The 23,225-nt window shown below is 64.1% G+C and carries 22 protein-coding genes and 1 pseudogene; 9 read left to right on the forward strand and 14 right to left on the reverse strand.

Annotated features, from left to right (window positions below):
• Positions 1 to 56 precede the first annotated feature (56 nt).
• Positions 57 to 1,034 carry a magnesium transporter CorA family protein gene (locus IVB07_RS28125; protein WP_018456234.1) on the reverse strand — a complete coding sequence of 326 codons (978 nt, stop codon included), beginning with the start codon at positions 1,032 to 1,034 and terminating at the stop codon, positions 57 to 59.
• A 334-nt stretch (positions 1,035 to 1,368) separates the two neighbouring features.
• Between IVB07_RS28125 and IVB07_RS28130 the strand changes: the two genes are divergently transcribed.
• Positions 1,369 to 2,055 (forward strand): L,D-transpeptidase, encoded by a 687-nt coding sequence (locus tag IVB07_RS28130; RefSeq protein WP_018456233.1) that lies wholly within the window; start codon positions 1,369 to 1,371, stop codon positions 2,053 to 2,055.
• 37 nt (positions 2,056 to 2,092) lie between these two features.
• Here IVB07_RS28130 and IVB07_RS28135 read toward each other — a convergent pair whose 3' ends face one another.
• Entirely contained in the window at positions 2,093 to 3,229 is a 1,137-nt protein-coding gene (locus tag IVB07_RS28135; protein ID WP_247363551.1) for an extensin family protein, read from the reverse strand.
• A 65-nt stretch (positions 3,230 to 3,294) separates the two neighbouring features.
• Here IVB07_RS28135 and IVB07_RS28140 point away from each other — a divergent pair, with 65 nt between their 5' ends.
• Positions 3,295 to 4,923, forward strand: a complete 1,629-nt coding sequence (locus IVB07_RS28140; protein ID WP_018456231.1) for a fatty-acid--CoA ligase — start codon at positions 3,295 to 3,297, stop codon at positions 4,921 to 4,923.
• A 242-nt stretch (positions 4,924 to 5,165) separates the two neighbouring features.
• On the forward strand, positions 5,166 to 6,020 hold the full coding sequence (locus IVB07_RS28145) for a DUF1499 domain-containing protein (RefSeq protein WP_018456230.1): 855 nt from the start codon (positions 5,166 to 5,168) through the stop codon (positions 6,018 to 6,020).
• A gap of 7 nt (positions 6,021 to 6,027) precedes the next feature.
• Here IVB07_RS28145 and IVB07_RS28150 read toward each other — a convergent pair whose 3' ends face one another.
• The 4 genes from IVB07_RS28150 to IVB07_RS28165 all read right to left on the reverse strand — a co-directional run bounded on the left by IVB07_RS28150 (position 6,028) and on the right by IVB07_RS28165 (position 11,433).
• Positions 6,028 to 6,951, reverse strand: coding sequence for an MBL fold metallo-hydrolase (locus tag IVB07_RS28150; RefSeq protein WP_085352554.1), 924 nt, complete (start codon positions 6,949 to 6,951; stop codon positions 6,028 to 6,030).
• A gap of 149 nt (positions 6,952 to 7,100) precedes the next feature.
• Positions 7,101 to 8,315: an acyl-CoA dehydrogenase gene (locus tag IVB07_RS28155; protein ID WP_007594720.1), complete on the reverse strand. Its 1,215-nt coding sequence runs from the start codon at positions 8,313 to 8,315 to the stop codon at positions 7,101 to 7,103.
• Positions 8,316 to 8,475: 160 nt separating this feature from the next.
• Positions 8,476 to 9,552, reverse strand: a complete 1,077-nt coding sequence (ribB, locus tag IVB07_RS28160) for a 3,4-dihydroxy-2-butanone-4-phosphate synthase (RefSeq protein WP_018456228.1) — start codon at positions 9,550 to 9,552, stop codon at positions 8,476 to 8,478.
• 153 nt (positions 9,553 to 9,705) lie between these two features.
• Positions 9,706 to 11,433 carry a cation:proton antiporter gene (locus IVB07_RS28165; RefSeq protein ID WP_018456227.1) on the reverse strand — a complete coding sequence of 576 codons (1,728 nt, stop codon included), beginning with the start codon at positions 11,431 to 11,433 and terminating at the stop codon, positions 9,706 to 9,708.
• Between the two features lie 67 nt (positions 11,434 to 11,500).
• Here IVB07_RS28165 and IVB07_RS28170 point away from each other — a divergent pair, with 67 nt between their 5' ends.
• Together IVB07_RS28170 and IVB07_RS28175 are read left to right on the forward strand one after the other, a co-directional pair.
• Positions 11,501 to 12,028, forward strand: coding sequence for a DUF3124 domain-containing protein (locus IVB07_RS28170; RefSeq protein WP_026233112.1), 528 nt, complete (start codon positions 11,501 to 11,503; stop codon positions 12,026 to 12,028).
• Positions 12,029 to 12,119: 91 nt separating this feature from the next.
• Entirely contained in the window at positions 12,120 to 13,352 is a 1,233-nt protein-coding gene (locus tag IVB07_RS28175) for a PLP-dependent aminotransferase family protein (RefSeq protein ID WP_018456225.1), read from the forward strand.
• Positions 13,353 to 13,356: 4 nt separating this feature from the next.
• On the opposite strand, the gene IVB07_RS28180 is transcribed toward IVB07_RS28175, so the two are convergent.
• Positions 13,357 to 13,629, reverse strand: coding sequence for a helix-turn-helix domain-containing protein (locus IVB07_RS28180; protein WP_018456224.1), 273 nt, complete (start codon positions 13,627 to 13,629; stop codon positions 13,357 to 13,359).
• A gap of 169 nt (positions 13,630 to 13,798) precedes the next feature.
• On the opposite strand from IVB07_RS28180, the gene IVB07_RS28185 reads away from it, so the two are divergent.
• Both IVB07_RS28185 and IVB07_RS28190 read left to right on the forward strand, forming a co-directional pair.
• A complete protein-coding gene (locus IVB07_RS28185; RefSeq protein ID WP_240543189.1) occupies positions 13,799 to 14,239 on the forward strand; it encodes a hypothetical protein in 441 nt (146 codons plus the stop codon).
• 96 nt (positions 14,240 to 14,335) lie between these two features.
• Positions 14,336 to 14,563 (forward strand): hypothetical protein, encoded by a 228-nt coding sequence (locus IVB07_RS28190; protein WP_026233110.1) that lies wholly within the window; start codon positions 14,336 to 14,338, stop codon positions 14,561 to 14,563.
• A 235-nt stretch (positions 14,564 to 14,798) separates the two neighbouring features.
• On the opposite strand, the pseudogene IVB07_RS28195 reads toward IVB07_RS28190, so the two are convergent.
• The 7 genes and pseudogenes from IVB07_RS28195 to IVB07_RS28225 all read right to left on the reverse strand — a co-directional run bounded on the left by IVB07_RS28195 (position 14,799) and on the right by IVB07_RS28225 (position 21,006).
• Positions 14,799 to 15,615 (reverse strand): annotated as a pseudogene (locus tag IVB07_RS28195) (aldo/keto reductase).
• 227 nt (positions 15,616 to 15,842) lie between these two features.
• Positions 15,843 to 16,262: a hypothetical protein gene (locus tag IVB07_RS28200; RefSeq protein WP_026233109.1), complete on the reverse strand. Its 420-nt coding sequence runs from the start codon at positions 16,260 to 16,262 to the stop codon at positions 15,843 to 15,845.
• A gap of 107 nt (positions 16,263 to 16,369) precedes the next feature.
• A complete protein-coding gene (locus IVB07_RS28205) occupies positions 16,370 to 17,371 on the reverse strand; it encodes a nitronate monooxygenase family protein (protein ID WP_018456217.1) in 1,002 nt (333 codons plus the stop codon).
• Between the two features lie 107 nt (positions 17,372 to 17,478).
• Complete coding sequence (locus tag IVB07_RS28210) at positions 17,479 to 19,098, reverse strand: DHA2 family efflux MFS transporter permease subunit (RefSeq protein WP_018456216.1); 1,620 nt, start codon at positions 19,096 to 19,098, stop codon at positions 17,479 to 17,481.
• Entirely contained in the window at positions 19,095 to 20,249 is a 1,155-nt protein-coding gene (locus IVB07_RS28215; protein WP_026233108.1) for an HlyD family secretion protein, read from the reverse strand. Before IVB07_RS28215 ends, IVB07_RS28210 begins: the two co-directional genes overlap by 4 nt.
• Positions 20,250 to 20,448: 199 nt before the next feature.
• Positions 20,449 to 20,607, reverse strand: a complete 159-nt coding sequence (locus IVB07_RS28220; protein WP_247363555.1) for a hypothetical protein — start codon at positions 20,605 to 20,607, stop codon at positions 20,449 to 20,451.
• A gap of 24 nt (positions 20,608 to 20,631) precedes the next feature.
• On the reverse strand, positions 20,632 to 21,006 hold the full coding sequence (locus tag IVB07_RS28225) for a PRC-barrel domain-containing protein (protein WP_007594753.1): 375 nt from the start codon (positions 21,004 to 21,006) through the stop codon (positions 20,632 to 20,634).
• Positions 21,007 to 21,163: 157 nt separating this feature from the next.
• Here IVB07_RS28225 and IVB07_RS28230 point away from each other — a divergent pair, with 157 nt between their 5' ends.
• Together IVB07_RS28230 and IVB07_RS28235 are read left to right on the forward strand one after the other, a co-directional pair.
• The gene (locus IVB07_RS28230) at positions 21,164 to 22,951 is read left to right on the forward strand and encodes a thiamine pyrophosphate-requiring protein (RefSeq protein WP_018456213.1); all 1,788 of its coding nucleotides are present in this window, start codon (positions 21,164 to 21,166) and stop codon (positions 22,949 to 22,951) included.
• A gap of 8 nt (positions 22,952 to 22,959) precedes the next feature.
• Positions 22,960 to 23,187 (forward strand): hypothetical protein, encoded by a 228-nt coding sequence (locus IVB07_RS28235; RefSeq protein ID WP_018456212.1) that lies wholly within the window; start codon positions 22,960 to 22,962, stop codon positions 23,185 to 23,187.
• Positions 23,188 to 23,225 lie beyond the last annotated feature (38 nt).

Raw genomic sequence — 23,225 nt, forward strand, 5'->3', positions numbered from 1 at the left:
TATTCTGCGACACCAGACACTGTGTCTCTGCGTCCGGCGTAAGGTCTCGGTCACTATTACAGCCACTTCTTCCACTTGAAGATCCAGTACGGAACGATCGCCGCAATCAGCATCAGCACCAGCGCGAACGGATAACCGTGCACCCATTCGAGTTCCGGCATCGACTTGAAGTTCATGCCGTAGATCGAGGCGATCAGCGTCGGCGGCATCAGGACAACCGCCATGACCGAAAACAGCTTGATGATGTTGTTCTGCTCGAGATTGACGACGCCGAGCATGGCGTCGAGCACAAAGGTGATCTTGCTGGAGAGATAGGAGGCATGATCGGTCAGCGAGACGACGTCACGCTGCATGGTCTTGAGCTGCTCGCGCATGTCCTTCGACCATTTCACGCCCTCCACCACCGCGGAAAGGAAGGCGACGACGCGGCCGATCGAGACCAGGCTCTCGCGAACCTTGGAGGTCAGATCGCCCTTGCGGCCGATCGAGATCAGGATTTGCGAATATTGCTTGGCGTGACCGTGGCGCTCGCTCTCCGGCTCGAAAATGTCATGGGAGACCTGATCGATCTCGGCGCCGCAGCGCTCCAGGATGTCGGCGCAGCGGTCGATCACGGCATCGAGCAGCTCCATCAGCACCATCTCGCCGGTGATGGCCGGTGTGCAGGAACGGGCCAGCTTGGCCTCGACCAGCGCAAAGGGCTTGGGCTGGTCATAGCGCACCGTTACCAGGCGGTGGTCGCCCAGAATGAACGTGACCGCCGTGGTCCTCGGCATATCGGTATCGGATTGGCACATCAGCGTCGCGGTCATGTAGCGCGCGCCGTTCTCCATATAGAGGCGGCTCGAGATCTCGATCTCCTGCATGTCCTCCCGGGTCGGGATTGCGATCCCCGAGAGCTTCTCGACGGCTTTGTCCTCGGCCGCGGTGGGGTTGACCAGGTCGATCCAGACCGCATGCTCCGGGACTGCTGCGAGATCCTCGATGACGGCCTTCTTGAGGGAGGACTCGAAGGGAACGAACACAGAAAACATGCACAACTCCAGCAGGGGCCTGCGACAGACTGACAGCGCTTAGCGCGATTCTGACAAGTTGATGATGACAAGCACATTAACGAGCGTTTGCATTTGTGGCGACGGCATGGCCCAACTGTGGCACGGAATCGACACATACGACCGTTTTGCCCAAAAACCGGCTCTGGCCCGCAAAACTTGCGGCAGAAAAGCCACAGGTAAGGTCTTGCAGCGCGGGAGAAGCGTCGTGAGGCTGGAATTGTGGCAGATTTCAACGATAATGGGGCCAACGGAATCGTGGAATTGGGCTTACTCAAGCTCCACGAAGCTTGTTGTTGTCGATTGGAACCAAATCATGTCGTCGCTGAAAGTTACGCTGGGTATTTTGGCCGCTGGCCTGATGCTGTCGGGCTGCATGCAGGCCACGCATTTTGAAGCGACCGACACCAAGGCCTTCAAGCCGAAGGACAAGGAACTCCTTGCCAAGGTTCGGTACGAGAACACCCCGGTCGCAGAGCCGTTCCGCCGCGCCATCGTTGAGTACCACCGCAAGGAATCGCCGGGCTCGATCGTGGTCGATTCCGACAACCATTACCTCTACTACGTTCTGGATGGCGGCAAGGCGATCCGCTACGGCATCACCGTCGGTGAAGAAGCCATGGCTTGGTCGGGCATCGCCAAGGTGGGCAGCAAGACCGAGTGGCCGGCCTGGCACCCCACCCCCGGCGAAATTTCGCGCCTGGGCGTGCCCACCTTCGTCGCCCCCGGTCCGGACAATCCAATGGGCTCCCGCGCGATGTATCTCTACTCGGGCGGCAAGGACACATTGTTCCGCATTCACGGCACCAACCAGCCGGAATATATCGGCGCGTCGATCTCGTCGGGCTGCATCCGCCTGACCAACGAGGACGCGATCGACCTCTATGATCGCGTCAAGGTCGGCACCCTCGTTGTGGTGCTCGAGCCCAAGCATGGCGACTCGCCCTACAATTCACGGCTTGCGCTCGGCGGCAGCCAAACTGGCCAGGCGGGCAGCTACTGATCAGGTACCTGATCTCTGACATTCAAAAGCGCCGGTCTCACCGGCGCTTTTTTGTTGCCGGCTTGTGCGGCCGGGCTTTGTGGCCGTCGGCCGCCGGCTTGTCCGCAGAGGCAGCCGATGTCTCCGCCGCCTCGTCGTCAATTCCTTGCTTCGTCTCGGGCTTGGCCTCGGGCTTCGCTTCGGGTTTGGCCGCGACCTCACGCGGCGGCGCCTCCTCGGGCCGTTCCGCCGGCAGCAGCGGGGCAACCTGCGGCAGCGGATCCCAGACGTTCCACTGGCAGATCCGGTAGTCGTTGCGCCGCTGCGCGAGATCGAGATGGATATGGTCCTCGTGGTACCAATCCGAGCCGGGGCCGAGCACGGTCGAAAAGCGCGAGCAGACCGAATGCAGCACGCGCTCGCGCACCTCGCGCGGCATGGTGCGGTCGGTCAGGCCGATCGACTGCCCGTTAGCGAGCTTGATGGCGCGCACATCGATCGCATTGGCCTTGCCGTGCTCGGACAGCATGGCGCCGACGACGCGGTTGCGGCCGCGACACTCGAAGCTGTCGAAATTGTCGAGATCGCTGATGGTCGAGCCGAGGCTCGCGGCCAGCGGCACCACGTCCTTGCGCACCCAATCGGCGATTGCGGATGCCATGGTGCAGCGGAGGATCGCCGCCGGCTTGACCGCCACCTTGCGCTTGTCCGGCAGCACGATGGCCTCGAGCCGCACCAGATCCTCGCCGCCACAGGCGCCGGGGCCGCGGATATCCGGGATCGAAGGCGCGATCGCGATCTCCTCGGTCAGCGCGAGGCGGCACGCCGAGGCCTGCTTCTCGGGCGGCGGCGCCGCCTCGGCGGGCTTGGTGGCGCCTGGTTTGTCCGCGGAAGGCTTTTCCGCGGAAGGCTTGCCGCCGGTCTCCGCAGGAGCCTCGTCCGATGCCTTAGCCGACCCCTTGGGGGCCTCCTCGGGGCGAGGTTTTGGGAGCGGGATCCTGCCAGAGATATTGGCAGAATGAACCGTGGCGCGCGGCCGTGGTGCAGCAATACCAAAGATGTCCAGCGGGGACCCATATTTGCGCGCCTCTGCCCGATCCGCGAGCCCGAGCGCGACGGTAACCATTGCCGCGCCGACGGACATATAGCCGCGACAAGACCATTTGCGGCGAAAGGCGGGCAGGCTAAAACTCATGACAATTCTTTGGCCCAACGCTGAGAGCGACAATCCGCCCAGCGGCTTCTCGGAGGAACGACGGAATGCTTGGTTTGATGCAAGACTGGCCCCTGCTCTGCCACAGGATCATCGAACACGCCGCCAAGATTCATGGCAAGCAGGAGGTCGTGACGCGCTCGGTCGAGGGACCGATCCATCGCACCACCTATGCCGATATCCACAAGCGCGCGCTCAAGGTCTCGCAGATGCTGGAGCGCGACGGCATCAAGCTCGGCGACCGTGTCGCAACGATCGCCTGGAACACCTGGCGCCATCTTGAGGTCTGGTACGGCATCATGGGGATCGGCGCCATCTGCCATACCGTCAATCCCCGCCTTTTCCCCGAGCAGATCGCCTGGATCATCAACCATGCGCAGGACCGCATCGTGATGACCGACATCACGTTCGTTCCGGTCCTGGAGAAGATCGCCGACAAGCTGACAAGCGTGGAACGCTACGTCGTGCTCACCGACAAGGCGCACATGCCGCAGACGACGCTGAAGAACGTGGTCGCCTACGAGGACTGGATCGCGGAGGCCGACGGCAAGTTTAAATGGAAGGACTTTGACGAGAACACGGCGGCCGCGATGTGCTACACATCGGGCACCACCGGCGATCCCAAAGGCGTGCTGTATTCGCATCGCTCCAACGTGCTGCACGCGATGATGGCCAACAATGTCGACGCGCTCGGTACCAGCGCCTCCGAGACCATGCTCCCCGTGGTGCCGCTCTTCCACGCCAACAGCTGGGGCATCGCCTTCTCCGCACCCTCGCAGGGCACCAAGCTCGTGATGCCGGGCGCCAAGCTCGACGGCGCCTCGGTCTATGAGCTGCTCTCGACCGAGAGGGTGACGCATACCGCCGGCGTGCCCACGGTTTGGCTGATGCTGCTCCAGCACATGACCGCCAACAATCTGAAGCTGCCGGACCTGAAGATGGTGATCTGCGGCGGCTCGGCGATGCCGCGCTCGATGATCAAGGCCTTCCTCGACATGGGCTCGAACGTCCGCCACGCCTGGGGCATGACCGAGATGAGCCCGATCGGCAGCGTCGCGGCGCTGAAGCCGCCGTTCCAGAATGCGATCGGCGAGGCGCGGCTCGACGTGCTCCAGATGCAGGGCTACGCGCCCTTCGCCGTCGAGATGAAGATCACCGACGATGCGGGCAAGGAGCTGCCGTGGGATGGCACGACCTTCGGCCGCCTCAAGGTCGCCGGCCCGGCCGTCGCCAAGGCCTATTACCGGGTCGACACTGATATTCTCGACGAGGACGGCTTCTTCGACACCGGAGACGTCGCGACCATCGACGAAGCCGGCTACATGCGGATCACCGACCGCTCCAAGGACGTGATCAAGTCCGGCGGCGAGTGGATCTCCTCGATCGAGCTGGAAAACCTCGCCGTCGGCCATCCCGCCGTGGCGGAAGCCGCCGTGATCGGCGTGTTCCATCCCAAATGGGACGAGCGTCCGCTGCTGATCGTGCAGCTCAAGCAGGGCCAGCAGGCCAGCCGCGAGGACATCCTGAAGTTCATGGATGGCAAGATCGCCAAATGGTGGATGCCCGACGACGTTGCCTTTGTCGACGGCATACCCCACACGGCGACGGGCAAGATCCTGAAGACCGCGCTGCGCGATCAGTTTAGGGAATACCGCTTCCCGAACGCGGCGGCGTAGGCCATCTCGGACGTCGTGCCCGGGCTTCGTCCCGCCTGCGGGGTCAAAGCCCCTTCGGCGCGGCGACGGCCCGGACATCCGCGTCCTCATGGCAAAAAGACGTGAATGGCCGGTCAAGCCCGGCCATGACGATGCAGCCTTCTGCGGAACTCTTGAATTTGCCCGCCGGCCGTGGTCTCAACGGCCCATCGTCGTGCCAGATCGGCCGGCACCGTCCCCAAGATCCCGGCAGAGCTGACCCGATGGCCCGCAGGTTTTCCGCTCCCTACCAGTCGGAGCCCGTGTCCAGCCTCGCGAGCTGGGCGCGCAATCTGGCCGTGTTCGCCCTGGTAGCGGTGGTGGTCTCGATCATCATCGTCCGGTTCGGCTTCCTGGAGATGAAGCCGGCGCTCGCGACCTTCTTCGGCGGGCTCGGGATTGCCGCGCTCTCGATCCTGTTCGGGCTCGCCGGCTTCGCCGCGATCTGGCAGAACGGCTCGCGCGGCATGGCGCGCATCCTGCTTGCGTTCCTGATCGACGGCGCGATCCTCGCCTATCCCGCTTATCTCGGCCTGCAATACCGCAAGCTGCCGGCGATCCACGACATCACCACCGACCCGATCGACCCGCCGCGCTTCGACGCGCTGGCCCGCCTGCGCACCGGCGATGGTGCCAATACCGCTGTGTATGCCGGCCTCTATTCGGCCGAGCAGCAGCGTCAATTCTATCCCGATATCGAGCCGATCGAGCTCGAGATTTCAGTCGACCGCGCCTATGCGATCGCGCTTCAGCTGGTCAACAAGCGCAAATGGTTGATCATCGACGAGCGCGCGCCGCAGCCCCCGCGCCGCATCGGCCGCATCGAGGCGGTGGCGCGCTCACCGATCATGGGTTTCCGCGAGGACATCGCCATCCGGGTCGTGCCCGACGGCGAGGATTCCCGCGTCGATATCCGCTCCGCCTCGCGCTATTTCGAGAGCGACCTCGGCAGCAACGCCGCACGCGTGAAGAAATTCATCGACGATCTCAACACCGCCGCCGATGCCGACGCACTCAAACCGGTGAAGAAGACGCCGGTGGCGCCGCCGAAGGCGCCGGCAAAGACGGTGAAGAAGTGACGGAAGGCTAAGCGTTCGCCATCCGATAGGTCCCGCCGATCACGGGATCGCCGTCCGTCGCCACCACGCCGCGGGCGACCAGGTCTTCCAGATGCGCCAGCACGGAATAGCCCGCCGCGGTGGTGAGCCTCGGATCGATGCCGATATAGATCGCCCGGACCATGGTCGGGATGTCGGTCTCGCCCTTCGCAAGGCGGTGCAGGATGGAGGCCTCGCGCGCCTTGCGGTGACGGATCAGGAAGCGCACGAAGCGCGGGCCTTCTGGAATTTCGGGGCCGTGACCGGAGAAATACACATCCTCCTCGCGCGCGGCGAGACGATCCAGCGATTCCATGTAGTCGATCATCGAGCCGTCGGGCGGGGCCACAATCGAGGTCGACCATCCCATCACGTGATCGCCGACGAAGTTGAATTTTCGCTCGGGCCAGGCAAAAGCGAGGTGGTTGGCGGTATGGCCGGGTGTCGCCACGGCCTCGAGCCGCCAGCCATCTCCTTCGACCACGTCGCCATGGCCGATCCTGATATCGGGCGCGAAGTCGCGGTCGGCGCCGGATTCCGGGTTGTGCTTCTCGCTCTCGAAGCGCGGGCGCGAGGCGCGGTGCGGGCCTTCGGCGTAAACTGGCGCGCCGGTCGACCGCTTGATCCGCGCGGTGTTCGGCGAATGGTCGCGGTGGGTGTGGGTGACGAAGATATGGCTCACCGTCTCGCCGCTGACGGCATCGAGCAGCGCCGCCGCATGCGCCTCGTCGTCCGGACCGGGATCGATGATCGCGACGTTGCCCCGGCCCACGATGTAGCTGACCGTGCCGGTGAAAGTGAACGGACTCGGATTGTTACAGAGCACGCGCCGCACGCCGGGGCGGACTTCCTCGACGATGCCGGGCTTCAGCGGAAAGTCGCGGTTGAACGGGACGTCGTCGTTGTCGGACATGGCTTGCTCGTACCTTGCTGACTTCGTCATGCCCGGCCTCGTGCCGGGCATCCACGTTCTTCGCGTGGTCTAAGACGTGGATGGCCGGGACAAGCCCGGCCATGACGCGATTGGAGAGTTCAGTCGCATTCCACACTGGGGCGGTTTGCTCAGAAAAACGCCTGAATGCCCGTGATCGCGCGGCCCAGGATCAGGGCGTGGACGTCGTGGGTGCCCTCGTAGGTGTTGACGGTCTCGAGGTTATGGACGTGGCGCATCACGTGATACTCGATCGAGATGCCGTTGCCGCCGTGCATGTCGCGCGCGACGCGGGCGATGTCGAGCGCCTTGCCGCAATTGTTGCGCTTCATGATCGAGATCATCTCGGGAGCGAACTTGCCCTCGTCCATCAGGCGACCGACGCGCAGCGAGCCCTGAAGGCCCAGCGCGATCTCGGTCTGCATGTCCGCGAGCTTCTTCTGCACGAGCTGGGTCGCGGCGAGCGGCTTGCCGAACTGCTTGCGGTCGAGCGTATACTGGCGGGCGCGGTGCATGCAGTCCTCGGCCGCGCCGAGCACACCCCAGGAAATGCCGTAGCGGGCGCGGTTGAGGCAGCCGAACGGGCCTTTCAGGCCGGAGACGTTGGGCAGCAGCGCGTCTTCCGGAACCACGACACCGTCCATCACGACCTCGCCGGTGATGGAGGCGCGAAGCGACAGCTTGCCGCCGATCTTCGGTGCCGACAGGCCCTTCATGCCCTTCTCCAGCACGAAGCCGCGGATCTGGTTGTCGTGCGCGGCCGACTTGGCCCAGACCACGAACACGTCGGCGATCGGCGCGTTCGAGATCCACATCTTGCTGCCGGTCAGGCGATAGCCGTCCGACACCTTCTCGGCGCGCGTTTTCATGCCGGCCGGATCGGAGCCGGCATCAGGCTCGGTCAGCCCGAAGCAGCCGACCCACTCGCCGCTGGCGAGCTTCGGCAGGTACTTCTTGCGCTGGTTCTCGTCGCCATAGGCGTAGATCGGATACATCACCAGCGAGGACTGCACCGAGTTCATCGAGCGGTAGCCGGAATCGACCCGCTCGATCTCGCGCGCGACCAGACCATAGGCGACATAGCCTGCATTGGCACAGCCATATTCCTCCGGCAACGTGATGCCGATCAGGCCGAGTTCGCCCATCTCGTTGAAGATCTCGCGATCCGTCTTCTCTTCGAGATAGGCCTTGGCGACGCGCGGCAGCAGCTTGTCCTGGGCGTAGGCGCGCGCGGTGTCGCGCACCATGCGCTCGTCTTCGGTGAGCTGCTCGTCGAGCAGGAACGGATCGTCCCACTGGAAAGAAGCCGAAGCCGGCTTGTCCTTGGCCTGAGGGCGCGCGGTCATGAAACGTCCTTTCGTCTGGTTCCGTCAAAATTTGCCCGACAAAGTAAAGCGCCGCGGCAACAAGTGCAATTGCGTTGCAGATGTACGGGTCTGCGTGATTCCCGGGGACCCGCGAGGCGCGCCTCGGGGGATGCGCTTCGCGCACCCCTGGATAACAGCGCTAGCTTTCGAGTAGCTCGTTGGCGACGATCTCGATGCCGAAGCCCGAAAGGCCCTTGTAGTCGTGCACCGAGGAGGTGAGATGCCGGATCGAGGTGACGCCGAGATCGCGCAGGATCTGTGCACCGACGCCGACTTCGCGCCACTGGCGGTTGCGGTCGGCCTCGGTCGCGCTCTCATCGGGCAGCGGCGCCACAGGGACACCGGCCGCACCGTCGCGCAGATAGACCAGAACGCCACGGCCCGATTTCTTGAAGTGCTCGAGCACCGCCGCCATGCGCTTGTGGCCGGTGAAGATGTCCTTGACGATGTTCGGCTTGTGAAAGCGTGTCAGGACGTTCTTGCCGTCGCCGACGCCGTTGTAGACGAAGGCGACATGGGCGATGGAATCGAACGGCGAGCGGTAGGCATAGCCCTGCAGCGGCCCGATCGGGCTCTCGGTGACGAAGGTCGAGACCCGCTCGATCAGTTTCTCGCGCACCTGGCGGTAGGCGATCATGTCGGCGATGGTGACGTGCTTGAGCTTGTGCTGGGCGGCGAAGCGGGCGACCTGCTCGCCCTTCATCACGCTGCCGTCGTCGTTCATCAACTCGCTGATGACGCCGACCGGCGGCAGGCCGGAGAGCTTGCACAGGTCGACCGCGGCCTCGGTATGGCCGGAGCGCAGCAGCACGCCGCCGTCCTTGGCGATCAGCGGGAAGATGTGACCGGGACGGGCGAAGTCGTTGGCGCCGGCATTGGGATTGGACAGCGCGCGGCAGCACGAGGCGCGCTCCTCGGCCGAGATGCCGGTGCCGCCGTCGGGCTTGTAGTCGATCGAGACCGTGAATGCGGTGGTGTGCGCTGAGTCGTTGTGGGCCACCATCGGATCGAGCCGCAGGCGGCGCGCATCTTCGCTGGTGATCGGGGCGCAAACGATGCCGGAGGTGTGGCGGATGATGAACGCCATCTTCTCGGCGGTGCAGAACGAGGCGGCGACGATCAGATCGCCCTCGCCCTCGCGGTCTTCGTCGTCGGTGACGACCACGAGCTCACCCCGGGCAAAGGCCTGCAAGACTTCCTGGACGTTATCCGGCATTTCCCAATCTCTATCGGTTATGGCCCGGAGGCTTAGCCGGACTTGAGCCGGGGCGCTAGTGTCCCCGGCGCAACCGCATATGCCGGACCGCAGCCCTGCCCGACGGGCGGCTCGCGTCGGGCCTAAGCCCGGTGAGAAGCCGGCCGGGAGCGGTCAGGGCAGCACTTCGCGCCGCTCGCCGAGCCGCTGATCGAGCTCGGCCCGCTTGTCGGCCAACAGGCCGGCCTGGGCGGCCTCGATCACCGTGAACAGCTCATGGGCGTCGCTGAGCCGGGTCACGGTGACATAGCTGGCGCCAGCCGCGTAGAGTTCGTCTACATCCGACAACAGATCGGCCGTGGCAATGATCATGGCGGTCGGGTTGAGGGTGCGGACGTGGCGGACCAGCTTCTCGTTGCTGGCACCCTTCAGAAGCGCATCCGGGACGCTGAGGATGATCATCTCGGATTTGCCGACGCCGGCATGGAGCAGCGTGTCGGCGCTGCTGATATCGCCGTAGATCACGTGCAGGCCGCGCGACAGCAGCGTCTGGTACACATTGGGATTGAAGTCGATCACGGTGATCTGCTCGAGCAGCACCGGTGCCTGCCGCTCGATCTCGGCCAGCAGCGCGCTCGCCGCACGGAAAAAGCCGAGGATGACGATGCGGCGCGCCTCGCCATGGCCCTCGTGTCCTTCCTCGCCGTGGCCATTGCCGTGGTCGAGATCGCGCAGGCCGATCCGCTTCAGGGGACCGATCGCCCAGCGGGTGATCTCGTCGCTGCGGGTCATCACGAATGTCGAGAGCACCGCCAGCACCACGAAGGCGAAGGAGGCCGCGTTCGCCGTCTGGGCTGCGATGTGGTGGTCGGCGACGCCGGTCTGGATCACCACCAGCGAGAACTCGGAGATCTGCGCGAGATTCAGGGCCGGCAACAGGCTGGCTCGCAGGCCCTGCCTCATCAGATAGAGCGGGACGAAGGTGGTCACGAGGCGGCTCACCACCGTGAACGCCGCGATCATCAGGGCAAGTCCGATCACGGAGAGGCCGGGCACGGGAATGGTCATGCCGAGCGCGACGAAGAACAGCGTGATGAAGAAATCGCGAAGCGTGGTGACCTTGGCCGTGACATCGAGCGCATAGGGAAAGGTCGAGAGCGAGACGCCGGCGATCAGGGCGCCCATCTCGCGCGACAGCGACAGCCGCTCGGCGGTCTCGGCGACCAGGAAGCACCAGGCGAGCGCGCCGAGCAGGATCAACTCGGGGCGGCGGGCGATCTGGTGAAACAGGCGCGGCAGCACGTAGCGGCTCACCAGCAGTGCCGCGGCGACCAGCACTGCGACCCGCCCGATCGAGAGCAGGATCACGCTGATTTCCAGATTGGCAAGGCTCGGCTGCACCGCCAGAAACAGGATGGCGAAGATGTCCTGGAGCACCAGCACGCCGAGGGTGATGCGGCCGGGCAGCGTGTCGAGCTCGCGCTTCTCGTAGAGCACCTTGACGATGATGACGGTGCTCGACAGCGCGCAGGCGACACAGAGGTAAACCGCATCGAACTGTCCGCCCCCGAGCGACAGGCCGATGCCGACGAAGAACAGCACCCCGAGCAGGCAGCCGCCGAGGAGCTGGCCGCCCGCCGCGAACAGGATGACCTTTCCCGCCCGCACGATCTTCTTCAGGTCGATCTCCAGGCCGATCATGAACAGCATGAAGATCAGGCCAAGCTCGGAGATGACGCTGATCGATTCCTGCGACTTGACCCAGCCGGCGCCAAATGGACCAATGCAGAAGCCGGCGATAAGATAGGCCAGGATCAGCGGTTGCCTGGAGAAGTGGGCAAGCAGGCCCAGCATCCAGGCAAACAGGATACAGAGAGTGATGTCGCGAATGAGCTCGTGCATGCCAGATTGGTCCGTTTTGCCGCACCCTAGTGATCGAGTGCGTTGCGGCAAGCGAGCAATTCGTCACATGCGGATGGGGCTCGCCATTGCACTGCTGCTATGCCCCCTCGCCTGCTCCGTGCCCGCAGCCGCTCAATCCAAGGTGAATATCGAACAAAACTTTGCAGATTCCCTCACCGCACTGCCGAAAGAAGAACTCGCCGTCGCCGGCGGGTTCTACGTGCCCGCCTATTCCAGTGTCGCGATGAGCCAGGGCAAGCTGCGCGTCGACTTCTCGGTGACCCTGAGCGTGCACAACGCCTCCGAGACGCAAGCACTGGTTGTCAAACGCATCGCCTATTTCGACACCGCAGGCAAGCAGGTCGAGAGCTATCTGAAGGCGCCCGTCGCGTTGAAGCCCCTCGCCACCGTCTCAATCTTCATTCCGACCGACGACGTACGCGGCGGGACCGGAGCCAATTTCCTGGTCGATTGGGCCGCAGCAAGCGAGATCGCCGAGCCTGCTGTCGAGGCCTTGATGGTTGGCGGCGTCGCCAATGCGCATTACGCTTTCATCAGCCAGGGCCGTCCGACCCGGACGGCCGGCAAGAACTAAGGCCGTCTGTCCGCCGGATGCGGGCAAAAGAAATAGGCATGGCCGACGCAACGCCGGCCGGCTCAAAAAGAAAACAACGAGGAACGCTCCCATGACGTCCAGCTTCGATTTTGCGCCCCTGTTTCCCGCAGGGCTGCCGGCCCCCTCTGCGCGCTGGACGGGCCTCGCCAAATACAGTTTTGTCGGCGGCAACAACGACTCCGAGCAGGTGCCGCTCGATGATCTGATCGAGGCGGCCAATCTGGCTCTGCAACGCGAAGGCCGCTCGCTCGCCACTTACGGGCTGGCACATGGTCCCCAGGGCTATCTGCCCTTGCGCGAATTCCTGGTGGCAAAACTCAAGCGCGATGCCGGCATCAACTGCACGGTCGACGATCTCCTGATCGTGTCCGGCTCGCTGCAGGCGCTCGACCTCGTCAACGCCACGCTGCTGACGCGCGGCGACACCGTGATCTTCGAGCAGGATAGCTATCAGGGCTCGCTGACCCGCCTGGCACGGCTCGGAGTCAACGTGATTGGCATTCCCCTCGACAACGACGGCATGCGCATGGACGTGCTGGCCACGACGCTGGCCGACCTCAAGGGCCGCGGCATCCGTCCGAAATACATCTACACCATTCCGACCGTGCAGAACCCGACCGGCAGCATCATGCCGGAGGGCCGCCGCACCGAGCTGTTGCGGCTGTCGGCAGACTACGGCGTGCCTGTTTTCGAGGACGATTGCTATGCCGATCTGGTCTGGTCGGGACAGCGGCCGCCGGCGATCCATGCGATGAGCCCGAACGGCGGCGTGATCCATATCGGCTCGTTCTCCAAGTCGATCGCGCCGGCGCTGCGCGTGGGCTTCATCGTCGCGCCCTGGGATGTGATGTCGCGGATGCTGGCGCTGAAGACGGACGCCGGCTCAGGCGCGCTGGAGCAGATGGTGCTCGCTGCCTATTGCAAGCCGCATTTTTCGACCCACGTGCCGGCACTGACGAAGGCGCTACGGACCAAGCTTGATACGCTGATGGAGGCCGTCAACGAGCAGTTCGGGACGGCCGCCGAGTTCGAGGAGCCCAAGGGCGGGATCTTCCTGTGGGTGAAGCTGCCCGATCAGGTGGATACGCTGAAGCTGTATCAGGCCGCGCTTGCCGCCGGCGTATCGATCAATCCGGGGCCGGAATGGTCGACTGACAAAAACCACTCCAGATCGCGACTGCGGCTGTGCTTTGCGAGCCCCTCGCATCAGCAGATCCGCGAGGGCGTGGCCGTGCTGGCCGAGGTCTGCCGCAAGGAGTTCGGCGTGCCGGCCCGCAGTGCCAATGTGGAGAATCGAGCTTGAGCCTTCAGACGATCTGGGGCTGGCTGCCGTGGATCGCGGAGGCCAGCCGCAGCAGCAGCACAATCGAGACGTTGCCCTTTCCGGCCTCGATCTGGGCGATGTAGCGCTCGGATATCCCGGAGCGGCGGGCGAGCTCCCGCCGCGACAGGACGCAGCGCATGCGCGAGGACTTCAAGCGGTCGCCCAGCTCGGCCAGAAACGCGCTCTCGGAATAAGGCGGCACGGCGCAGCTCCCCGGCAGCACCTCGCCTGCGAAATCCCTGACTTGATTCAGCATCGGTTTATCCAATTTCCCTTCGGGAGCGCCATCCTACCGGGGAAACGGGCTGCCTCATTGACGCGGATCAAATTCGCGCGCGAATGGCGGTCAGCGTGGACGATGGCGCGCGGGATGCTACACTTCGGAATTCTTTGCAGGTGGGGCCTTTCAGGACATGAGACGTTGTTTGTGCCGCTCTATCGCGGCAGCAGTGCTGTGGGTTGCGTTCACGCCCGCGGCCGGTGCCGAGTCGCTTGCGGCGACCGTCGAGCAATGGGGCCTGCTCGGCTCATGGGCGGTCGATTGCGCCGGCCGGCCCGACCGCGAGAAGGGCGCGCTCTTGACTTACGAGATCCGGAAGGACGGAAGGGTGATGTACCGGCGCAATTTCGGCGAGGCCAAGGACGAAAACGAAGTGGTATCGGCGATGGTCAACGCCGACGGCCTGCTCAATGTGATGGTGTACTTCCCCTTGCTGCAGCAGACGCGCGAGTTCGGTCTGCTACTCTCGAAGCAAGGCAGCTTGCGCGCAATCTACAATCGCAGTGAGCGCGGCGAGTACACGATCAGGGACGGCAAATACGTCGCGACCGGCGCGCCAACACCTTCACAACAGCGCTGCGATTAACCCACCTGAACAGGCGTTCAGAAATCTCCTGCGATTCCTCCGGAACGTTCCCGCGAATGCGCCGTTTAGATTTGCATTCCATTGGAGGAGGACATCATGAAGAAGATTGGTTATGTGCTTGCCGCTGTCGGCGCGCTCGCGGTTGCAATGCCGACGCTCGCCAGCGCGGAGACGGTAGTGATCAAGCGCGGTGGTCATCATCACGGCATGTATGGCGCCCGCGCCGAATACGGCATGCATCGCGATCACGGCTGGCATCGCGGCTGGCGCCATCGCGACCGCGTCGTCGTGATCAAGCGTGGTCACCGTCATCATTGGGACTAATGCGCAACGCAATATGGAAATGGCCCTTCACGGGGCCATTTTCTTTGCGTGCCTTCTTCCTTCTCCCCTTGTGGGAGAAGGTGGCGCGAAGCGCCGGATGAGGGGTATCCCTCGGCGAATTCAAACTGACAAATGTGCGCGCGGAGAGAGACCCCGCACCCGTCTCGCCGCTGCGCGGCGAGCCACCCTCTCCCACAAGGGGAGAGGGTCCGGCGGTGCGGCCCAGCGTCGACTCTCAGTCCCATGCCGGTGCGAAGCCGGGATTGACGCAGCGCCTGTCCTTCGGCAGCGCGGCGATCTTGTTGCGGTCGGCATCGTCGAGCGTGATCTTCAGCGCGTCGAGATTGGCCTGCTGGCTCTCTCGGCGCGAGGCTTTCGGGATCGCGGCCACACCGTCCTGGTCCAGCAGCCATTTCAGCGCGACCTGCGCCGCATGCATTATGCTTGGCGCCGATCTCGGCCAGCACCTCATCTGACGCGATGCGTCCCTGCGCCAGCGGGCAATAGGCGACCAGCGGGATCGACTTGGCGTTGAGATAGGCCAGCACCTTCGATTGATCGAGCAGGGCGTGGTATTCGATCTGATTGCATGCGATCGGCGCCTTGATGTCCTCGACCGCGATCTTCAGCAGCGCCGTGGTGAAGTTGGCGACCCCGATCGCCCGCGTCCGCCCCTCCTGCTTCAGCGTCATCAAGGTCTCGAACACAGCACCCCAGTTCGCCGCCTTGGACGGCCAGTGCACGAGATAGAGGTCGACATGGTCAAGCCTGAGCTTGGTCAGGCTGGCGTCGAAAGAGCGGCGGATGGCGTCGGGGCTGAGGTTCTCGTGCCAGACTTTCGTCGTGACGTGCAGCTCGCCCCGCGGCAGCCGGGCCGCGGCGAGCGCCGCGCCGATCGGTTCTTCGTTGCCGTACATCTCGGCGGTATCGATATGGCGATAGCCGATCGACAGTGCGCTCTCGACCGCCGCGCGGCAGGTATCGCCCTGCATGCGGAAGGTCCCGAGGCCGAGCTTGGGCATGCTGATGCCCTGTGTCTTGAGATTATCCATGAACAAGTTCCTGACATCGTTCGGCCCGCCGGAGGCCAGCAGCGATGCTGCGTGAGCAGACTCTTCGGGGATGGAAAAGAGGTGGCGGGAGCGGACAGCATAGTGCGGCAGACGCACGGCGGCCAATCAAGATCGGGTTAGGTGCTTCCTCACCGTCCCCCGGCTTACGGTTTCTTGACCGCGGGCCTACGGTTTTGCAACGTGCCGGATGACGGCTCGGAGCTGACCTAGTGCTTCCAGTTGCAGATGCCGCCGCTGCGGCACGGCCAGGTCTGGATCCGGGTGTCCATCGCCTGCGCGTCGAGCGGATTGCCGTGGCGATGCGCGAGCTTGGTGCGTGCCGCGCCGCGTGGCTGCGCGGGCTTGACGTGCGCGACCTTCGGCTCCGACACGCGCACGCGTTCGGCGGCGACCTTCTTCGGCACGTCGACCGGCTCGGCGCGCGCCTGCGCCTCGTTGCCACCGCGCGCCTCCAGCGCGACAGGCGCGAACCGGGTTTCGGGCCCGAGCCGCTTGGGCGACAACACCGCCTTCGAAAGATCGAGGCCGAGATAGTCGTCGGGCTTGTAGTCGTCAGCGCGCGCGACGCCGCCCCATGCGAGCACGAGGGCAACGGCCATTGCAAAAGGAGCGCTCTTCAGAATCACGGACGCCTCCTGAAATTGATTGTTAAGAGGTAATTTACCTCTATTTAGGAGGCGTCGCGCGCAATTCCAGCGGTCAGCTGCCGCCGTGGTTAAGAAGTTTGGCGGTGTCAGGCGACCTTTCGCGGTGCACCCGTCTCTTCAAGAAACCCCATTAGACGGGTACGGATGATGGTTTCCGCCTCAGCCATGATCCTGTCGACGAGTTCCTTGCAGGTGGGGATGTCGTGGATGAGGCCTGCGACCATTCCGCAGCTCCAGGCGCCGGCGTCCATCTGCCCGTCCAGCATGATCCTGGGATAGACGCCCGCGACCTGGTCGTGGATGTCGTCGATCTTCAGCTTGTCGCCCTTCTCGCGTTCAATCTCGAGCAGGCGGTCGACATTGGCGTTCTTCAGCACGCGCTCGGTGTTGCGCAGGCTCCGCATGATGAGGCGGGTGTCGCGTTCGGTCGCCGCGACCAGCGCGTTCTTGACGTTCTGATGCACCGGGGCTTCCTTGGTCGCGATGAAGCGCGTGCCCATGTTCATGCCGGCCGCCCCCAGCGACAGCGCCGCGACGAGGCTGCGGCCGTCCGCCATGCCGCCGGATGCGACGAACGGAATCTTCAATTCCTCCGCCGCGCGCGGCAGCAGAATCATGTTGGGAATGTCGTCCTCGCCGGGATGGCCGCCGCACTCAAAGCCGTCGACGCTGACCGCGTCGCATCCGATGCGCTCGGCTTTCAAGGAGTGGCGCACCGAGGTGCATTTGTGGATGACCGTGATCCCGGCGGCCTTCAGCGCCGGCATGTAGGCTTCCGGGCTGCGGCCGGCGGTCTCCACGGACTTGATGCCGCCTTCGACGATGGCGGCGATGTATTCCGGATAAGGCGGCGCGGCGAAGGTCGGCAGGAAAGTGAGGTTCACGCCGAACGGCTTGTCGGTCATATCGCGGCAGCGTGCGATCTCTTTTGCCAGCAGCTCCGGCGTCTTCTGCGTGAGACCGGTGATGATGCCGAGTCCGCCGGCATTGGAGACGGCAGCCGCCAGCTCGGCAAAGCCGACGAAATGCATGCCGCCCTGGATGATGGGGTGCTCGATGCCGAACAGTTCGGTGATCGCGGTCTTCACTTAAATTACCTCCCGGGCTTTTGCTTGACGTTCGCGCCAGTCTAGCCGGACTTTTGCGCCGCGGTCATCCTTTCTCTCTCGCCATTTCTCTCAGAACGGCCGTAGGCTCAATGCCCCCGCGCGGGAGCGCCCAGCTTGATCGGGCGCAGCGCCGCGGCGGTCGGGATCATCAGCACCGCGATGATCGCGAGCGTCCAGAACACGTCGATATAAGCGAGCAAATCGACCTGCTGCTGCAAGGTGCGCCCAACCCAGGCGACCGCCTGCGAGGCTGCATCACTCGCGTTCGAGCCCTGAGCCTGGAAGAAGCGGGTCATCATCTCGATGGTCTGCTGATAGCCGAGGTCCGATGGCGCGGCGTGCTCGATCAGGCGGCTCTGGTGGAATTGCTGGCGCTGCGCCAGAATTGTCTGCGCCAGCGCGACGCCCATGGAGCCGCCGATATTGCGGGCGACGTTGATCAGCGCCGACGCCTGGTTGGTCTTGTCGGGCGGCACACCGTCATAGGACGCGGTCGTGACCGGCAGGAACAGGAAAGGAAGACCGAGCGCGAGGAAGATCCGCGACATCGCGGCATAGCCGTAGGTGATATCGCCGGTAAGGCCCGTGAGATGCCACATCGAGAAGGCGACGATGGCGGCACCGAACATGATGAGATATTTCGGCTGCACGCTGCTGACGAGGCGGCCGACCACTGGCATCAGCACCAGGGTCGCGACGCCGCCGGGCGACAAAGCGAGACCGGCCAGCATGGCGGTGTAGTTCAAATCGCTCTGGAGCAGTTGCGGCAAAAGCTGTGTCGTCGAGATCAGCACCGCGCCGGTCGCAAGCATGACCAGGAAGCAGGCGGCGAACTGGCGACGGCCCAGCAGGCGGAGATCGACGATGGGATCCTCCCGCGTCAGCTCCCACGGGATCAGCGCAAGCAGTGACATGGCCGAAAGTACCGCGAAGAACACGATCATGTTCGAGCCGAACCAGTCGTTGCGCTGGCCCTCGTCCAGCACGTATTCGAGCGAGCCGAGCCCGATCGCGACCAGCAGGAAGCCGACATAGTCGACGCGCAGGCCCTTGCTCAGCAGCTTCTCCCTCTCCTCCTCCGCGCCCGAGGGCTCCTTGACCAGCGTGCCGACCAGGAACAGCGACAGCAATCCCATGGGGACGTTGATCAGAAACACCCAGTGCCAGGTGTAGGTGTCGGTGATCCAGCCGCCGAGCGTCGGACCGACCACGGGCGCGACCACGACCGCGACGCCATAGATCGCGAACGCCTGGCCGCGCTTGTGCGGCGGGAAGGAGTCGGCGAGGATCGCCTGCTCGCTGGTCGCCATGCCGCCGCCACCAAGGCCCTGAAGGATTCGGAACAGCACCAGCGCCTGCAGATTCCAGGCGAAGCCGCACAAAAGCGAGGAGACCGTGAAGATCGCAACGCACATCATGTAGAAGCGCTTGCGGCCGATCACGGTCGACAGCCAGCCCGAGATCGACAGCACGATGGCGTTGGCGACGAGATAGCTGGTGATGACGTAGGTGCTCTCGTCGATGCCGACGGCAAGCCCACCGGCGATGTGGCGCAAGGCAACGTTGGCAATGGTGGTGTCGAGCACCTCCATGAAGGTCGCGATCGAGACGACGAACGCGATGAGATAGGGATTATGACCGCCCGCCGCCGAGCGCTCCGGCGACCAGCCGCCCGCGGATGCACTGCCCTGCGCCGTGTCGGTCATCGCACCCTGGTCCAGGGCACGACCGACATGCCGGGACCAACGGGCAGATCGGCCGGCCAGCTGTCGACCACGATCTTCACCGGCACGCGCTGCACCACCTTGACGTAATTTCCGGTGGCGTTCTCCGCCGGCAACAGGCTGAACGCGGTGCCGGAGCCCGGCTGCACGGAGTCGACATGGCCGGTGAGCTTGCGCGCGGGATAGGCATCGATGCGGATCTCGACCGGCTGACCCGGCCGCATGTCGTTGAGCTGCGTCTCCTTGTAGTTGGCGACGATCCAGACCTCGTCAGGCACGAACATCATCAGGCTCTGTCCGGCTGTCACGAAAGTGCCCTTGGCGCCGCTGAGCTTGACGACGCGGCCGGACTGCGCCGCAACCACGCTGGTATATTGCAGGTTCAGCTTGGCCTGATCGAGCTGCGCCTGCGACTGCTGGAGCTGCGCCCGGGCGCCCTCGAGCTGCGCCTGCAGCGTCTTGATGCCGACCTGCGCGGCCGTCACAGCGGTCTTCGCGCGTTCCGTGTTGGCCTGCTGCGCCTGAAGATCGGAGCGGGTCTGCTGCTGGCGCTGCACGGTGCCGGCGCCCTTCTCGACCAGATCCTGGGCGCGCGCGAATTCTTCCTGCGAGAACTGAAGCTGGGCCTGGGCCTGTTCGAGCTGCGCCTCCGCCTGCTTGATCTGCTCCTGCTGGGAGACGATCTGCGCCTCGACATTGGCGATGTTCGCCCTGGCGACCGCGACCTGCGCATTGGCCTGATCGATGGCGATGCGATAGTCGCGCTCGTCGATCTTGGCGAGAAGGTCCCCGGCTTTGACATGCTGGTTGTCCGTCACGGGTATGTCGGTCACGTAGCCGCCAACCTTGGAGGCCACGGAAAAGCTGCGCGCGGCGACGAAGGCATCGTCGGTGGATTCATAGTGGCGCACCTGGAGCCAATAGAGCACTCCGCCGATAAGGGCCGCGAGCAAGACGATGGTGCCAACGCTTGCCAGCAACCAATGCTCGCGAATCCGCTCTCGCAGCGACGGCGCCTTGGCCGGCTTCGAGTCCGTGGCGTCACGGGCCTGATCAGGAGATATCTTCGGAGCTTCCTTCGCCCTCTGCGGCTGCTCCGCGGACGGTCCACGCTCCCGTGTTTGAGCATCCACGGTGAACACCTTTCTCGGGGATCAAACTGGCGGCAGAGCCGCCAAGGCCGGCACACGCGCCGCGAGCCCAACTGCAACTCCTGATCATGGTTCCGCTTGTTGCGAGCACCATCGCGTTCGTGAACGCCTGCCCAAAAAGCGAGCGCGGCACAGTGCATGCCGCGCTCGCCTCGATATCTCATGGGAAGCGCACCCGGTCTCAGTGCGTCTTCGTCGCGTGCCATTTCTCGAGATCGGGTTTCACCTCGTCCGATTCCTGCTCCTTTTCCGGAGTGCCCTTCCAGGGCTTGTCCGTCTGCTTGTGCGAACCCCAGTCGCTCTGCTGCCGGGGATCGTCGTTAGGCCATTCCTTGCTCATCGAGCTTCCTTTCGTTGGAAACGCTTACGCGAAGGGGACACCGTAATAGGAGTTGATCCCGCGAACCGCGGCGTCATCACCCCAGTTCCAATCACTCCGTTCGCCGTATTTGGGCGCGCCTTCCAGTTCCTTGGTGGTGATGCCGGTGACGTAACCGCCGAGCTCCGTGTCGTATTTCAGCGACTGCCACGGCAGCGGATAGTGGTCGTTGCCGAGGCCCAGAAATCCGCCGAAGCCGAGCACGGCGTAGGACACCTTGCCGCTGATCTTGTCGATCATCACGCGTTCGATCGAGCCGATTTTGTTGCGATCGGCACCGTAGACCGATGTTCCCTCGACCTTGTCGCTGCCGATCAACCGACCCATCTCGTTTTGGTCCAGTTCACCCTGATTCAACATCTCAATTCTCCACTCAGCCAGTTGTGGAGACAACCCGAAGAGGTGCGCGATCGTTCCGGCATGTTCCGTCAGACTTGAGGAACATCGCCGGAAACGGGTGGTTCTCTCAACTTCAAATCCCGGAAACCAAATACCGGAAAACGAAGGGCCGCCCTTGATGTCCCAGACCGTCTCCGACTTCATCGTTCAACGTCTGCATCAATGGGGCGTGCGCCACCTCTTTGGCTATCCTGGCGATGGCATCAACGGCGTGTTCGGAGCCCTTCAGCGTGCTGAGGGCAAGATCGGCTTTGTTCAGACCCGGCATGAGGAGATGGCCGCTTTCATGGCGAGCGCCTATGCGAAGTTCTCTGGCCAACTCGGGGTCTGTATCGCAACTTCGGGCCCCGGCGCCTCGCATCTGATCACCGGGCTCTACGATGCCCTGCTGGATCACCAGCCCGTGCTCGCGATCGTCGGCCAGCAGGCACGCAATGCGCTGGGCGGGCAATATCAGCAGGAACTCGATCTCGTCTCGATGTTCAAGGATGTGGCTGGCGCCTACGTCATGCAGGCCTCCTCGCCGGCGCAGATCCGGCATCTGATCGATCGATCGATCCGGATCGCGCTGGCCCGGCGGACGCCAACGGTGATCATCCTGCCCAACGATATCCAGGAGGAGCCCTACGAGGACCCGCCGCGCGCTCACGGCACTCTGCACTCCGGCATTGGCTATAGCGCTCCAAGCATCAAGCCTCGTGACGCTGACCTCGACCGTGCCGCCGAGGTGCTCAATGCCGGCAAGAAGGTCGCGATGCTCATCGGCGCCGGCGCGCTCCACGCCACCGAGGAGGTGATCGCGGTCGCCGACCGCTTGTCCGCCGGCTGCGCCAAGGCGCTGCTCGGCAAGGCGGCGCTCCCCGACGATCTGCCGTGGGTCACCGGCTCGATCGGCCTGCTCGGCACCGAACCCAGCTACAACATGATGATGGAATGCGACACACTGCTGATGGTCGGCTCCGCCTTTCCCTATGCCGAATTCCTGCCGAAGGAAGGCGCGGCGCGCGGCGTGCAGATCGACATCGACGCCAGCATGATGTCGATCCGCTTTCCCATGGAGGTCGGCCTCGTCGGCGATGCCGCCGAGACGCTGCGCGCCCTGCTGCCGCGACTGAAACCCAAGAGCGATGGCGCCTGGCGCCAGGGTATCCAGGACGACGTCGCGAAATGGTGGAAGACGCTCGATGATCGGGCACATCAGCCCGCAGCACCGGTCAATCCGCAGCTCGTCGCCTGGGAGCTGTCTCCGCGCCTGCCCGACCGCGCCATCGTCACCAGCGATTCCGGCTCCTGCGCCAACTGGTTCGCGCGCGACCTGAAGATGCGCCGCGGCATGACGGCCTCGCTCTCAGGCGGGCTCGCCTCGATGGGTGCCGCGGTGCCCTATGCGCTCGCCGCGAAATACGCCCATTCCGACCGCCCGGTGATCGCACTCGTCGGCGACGGCGCGATGCAGATGAACAACATGGCCGAGCTGATCACCGCCGCCAAGTATTGGCGCGACTGGAAGGATCCGCGCTTCATCGTCTGCGTCTTCAACAATGAAGACCTCAACCAGGTGACCTGGGAGCAGCGCGTCATCAACGGCGATCCGAAATTCGAGGCATCGCAGCGCATACCAAACGTGTCCTATTCGCGCTTTGCCGAACTGATCGGCCTCTCCGGCATCTATGTCGACAGCCCGCGGCTGCTGGGCTCGGCCTGGGAGCAGGCGCTGGCGAGCGAGATGCCGGTGGTGCTGGAGGTGAAGACCGATCCCGAAGTGCCGCCGCTGCCGCCGCACATCACCTTGCAGCAGGCCAAGAACTTCTCGCTTGCGCTGCTGAAGGGCGATCCCAACGAGAGCGGAGTGATCAAGGGGGCGGCGCGGCAGGTGCTGGAAAAGATCCTACCTGGAAACGAATGAGGTGAAGCATGAGCGATTTCCGCGATATCCAGCACGGCGTCAACGATCCCGTGGATGGCCTCGACGTGAAGCGGCAGATCAACGACAACCGGACGCCGCATGAACGGGCACAACGCCATGCAGACGTGCGTGCCGAGGCCACTGCCACGCCGAGCGAGCCATTTCTGCCCGAACGGCTTCGGCGCAAGCCTACCGATCCAATCAACCCGCGGAGCGGGCGGAGACCGACGGATTAGCCGTTAGGAACTCCGGCCGCTGCAGTGTGTTGGTGGGC

Origin of the sequence: Bradyrhizobium sp. 172 (assembly GCF_023101065.1) — a bacterium.
Taxonomy (GTDB): Bacteria; Pseudomonadota; Alphaproteobacteria; order Rhizobiales; family Xanthobacteraceae; genus Bradyrhizobium; species Bradyrhizobium canariense_D.

Bases quoted from the DNA above. Each gene is read 5' to 3' on its own strand.
- IVB07_RS28125 (WP_018456234.1), bottom strand. From the start codon at position 1,034: ATGTTTTCTGTGTTCGTTCCCTTCGAGTCCTCCCTCAAGAAGGCCGTC.
- IVB07_RS28165 (WP_018456227.1), bottom strand. From the start codon at position 11,433: ATGCACGAGCTCATTCGCGACATCACTCTCTGTATCCTGTTTGCCTGG.
- IVB07_RS28145 (WP_018456230.1), top strand. From the start codon at position 5,166: ATGGCCCGCAGGTTTTCCGCTCCCTACCAGTCGGAGCCCGTGTCCAGC.
- IVB07_RS28150 (WP_085352554.1), bottom strand. From the start codon at position 6,951: ATGTCCGACAACGACGACGTCCCGTTCAACCGCGACTTTCCGCTGAAG.
- IVB07_RS28190 (WP_026233110.1), top strand. From the start codon at position 14,336: ATGAAGAAGATTGGTTATGTGCTTGCCGCTGTCGGCGCGCTCGCGGTT.
- IVB07_RS28210 (WP_018456216.1), bottom strand. From the start codon at position 19,098: ATGACCGACACGGCGCAGGGCAGTGCATCCGCGGGCGGCTGGTCGCCG.
- IVB07_RS28175 (WP_018456225.1), top strand. From the start codon at position 12,120: ATGACGTCCAGCTTCGATTTTGCGCCCCTGTTTCCCGCAGGGCTGCCG.
- IVB07_RS28135 (WP_247363551.1), bottom strand. From the start codon at position 3,229: ATGAGTTTTAGCCTGCCCGCCTTTCGCCGCAAATGGTCTTGTCGCGGC.
- IVB07_RS28220 (WP_247363555.1), bottom strand. From the start codon at position 20,607: ATGAGCAAGGAATGGCCTAACGACGATCCCCGGCAGCAGAGCGACTGG.
- IVB07_RS28130 (WP_018456233.1), top strand. From the start codon at position 1,369: ATGTCGTCGCTGAAAGTTACGCTGGGTATTTTGGCCGCTGGCCTGATG.
- IVB07_RS28170 (WP_026233112.1), top strand. From the start codon at position 11,501: ATGCGGATGGGGCTCGCCATTGCACTGCTGCTATGCCCCCTCGCCTGC.
- IVB07_RS28155 (WP_007594720.1), bottom strand. From the start codon at position 8,315: ATGACCGCGCGCCCTCAGGCCAAGGACAAGCCGGCTTCGGCTTCTTTC.
- IVB07_RS28235 (WP_018456212.1), top strand. From the start codon at position 22,960: ATGAGCGATTTCCGCGATATCCAGCACGGCGTCAACGATCCCGTGGAT.
- ribB (WP_018456228.1), bottom strand. From the start codon at position 9,552: ATGCCGGATAACGTCCAGGAAGTCTTGCAGGCCTTTGCCCGGGGTGAG.
- IVB07_RS28180 (WP_018456224.1), bottom strand. From the start codon at position 13,629: ATGCTGAATCAAGTCAGGGATTTCGCAGGCGAGGTGCTGCCGGGGAGC.
- IVB07_RS28140 (WP_018456231.1), top strand. From the start codon at position 3,295: ATGCTTGGTTTGATGCAAGACTGGCCCCTGCTCTGCCACAGGATCATC.
- IVB07_RS28230 (WP_018456213.1), top strand. From the start codon at position 21,164: ATGTCCCAGACCGTCTCCGACTTCATCGTTCAACGTCTGCATCAATGG.
- IVB07_RS28225 (WP_007594753.1), bottom strand. From the start codon at position 21,006: ATGTTGAATCAGGGTGAACTGGACCAAAACGAGATGGGTCGGTTGATC.